At 42.2% G+C, this 1,314-nt stretch carries 3 protein-coding genes; all 3 read right to left on the reverse strand.

The window, feature by feature from the left end:
• Positions 1-110: 110 nt before the first annotated feature.
• Positions 111-635: a hypothetical protein gene (locus tag ACP5N5_RS06975; RefSeq protein WP_428134511.1), complete on the reverse strand. Its 525-nt coding sequence runs from the start codon at positions 633-635 to the stop codon at positions 111-113.
• Between the two features lie 19 nt (positions 636-654).
• Positions 655-1,125 carry a flagellin gene (locus ACP5N5_RS06980; protein ID WP_276813991.1) on the reverse strand — a complete coding sequence of 157 codons (471 nt, stop codon included), beginning with the start codon at positions 1,123-1,125 and terminating at the stop codon, positions 655-657.
• Positions 1,104-1,314, reverse strand: a 211-nt coding sequence (locus tag ACP5N5_RS06985) for a hypothetical protein (RefSeq protein ID WP_428134516.1), incomplete at its 5' end; no start/stop codon positions are given. The genes ACP5N5_RS06980 and ACP5N5_RS06985, both read right to left, overlap by 22 nt.

Below are 1,314 nucleotides of genomic sequence, written 5' to 3' on the forward strand. Positions count from 1 at the left end.
CTGTTTTACCGGTTCCATGCTCACCCTCTATAACCATAAGCAACGGTACTGGGAGCCCGCCGGCCAGCTTTAAATCAAGCTCCTCATTACCTGTCGAGATAAGCTTTGTCTTAAGAACCAATGATAGCCCACCTCACGTCTTTAGCGCCATACTGTGATATAACGATTATCTTCAGCGGTTTCGACACGTCTATATCCTGCGTGCCGAACCACCCCTTTATGAGGAGGCACTCACCTGTCTCTACAATAGGCTTGCTTGTATAGGGTAATGAATAATTGTTTGTCAGATATACTGCTACAGGCTCCCAGTTGACACTATATTTGAGATATAGTGTGTTTACGTTGTTCGATATAGTGAAGTATTGCACTATTATATCAGTTGATGTCATATCATAGAGCGGTTCACCACCTTTGTTAAGTATTGTTACATTGAATTCTATTGTCCCAGTGTAAGCTATTACACTGGCGTTAGTTATCTCGATGACACCGATTCTCCTAACAGTATTCGCTACGTATTCATTGAGAGCCGTGTTAAGCACGCTTGATGCATAGAGTATCATGCCTATCACTGCTATAGCTGCCACCATTATAATTAGTATTACTATAAACCCGGGAATAATGATTTCCGAGGGCATTCACTAAACCCCCTGCACATTAACCGGTTACATAGGTTGTCGAGTACCCGTTCACCAGTACTATTCTTATCTCGAGAGGGCTTACATAACTTCTTGATACTGATATATCTATACGGAGGGTTTCACCGGGTTCTAGAACATTGTTAGGTGAGCCAAGTTCTGTAAGGGTGACTCTTGCTTTGTTCCCCGAGCTATAGTAATCTATCGCACCACTATAATCCGTTATGAATATATCTATGTTATCTAATTTACTATATGATACATCCCCAGTGTTCTTCACGAAAATAGTCACGTTATTTATGGATGTATCGTAATAGGCATATATTATGGCTATGCTCATTCTATAGGTATCAGACTTATTCTTTATTGATATACTGATAGTGTTTATAACTGAGTTAAGCTGGCCAATCACAGCTGCCGCGAATATAGAGGCCATTAGAACTGCTACTATCGTCAGCAGTGCATGCGTTATTGTTGTTGACTCGCCCATTTATCGCTATCACCTTTACCGCTCTCTCCACTACCACTCACGGACTCCTTCCTAGCACCCAGCCTCTTAACCATTAATGCCTGAAGGACTGCCCTAGTCGCTTCCTCCTCGAGTTCCTCATCTCTTACCCCAAGATTCTTGAGCAACATATACATCAATAACGCTGTCTCCTCAGTTGACACGTTCTGC

The organism is Desulfurococcus sp. (assembly GCF_049970475.1).
GTDB lineage: Archaea > Thermoproteota > Thermoprotei_A > Sulfolobales > Desulfurococcaceae > Desulfurococcus > Desulfurococcus amylolyticus.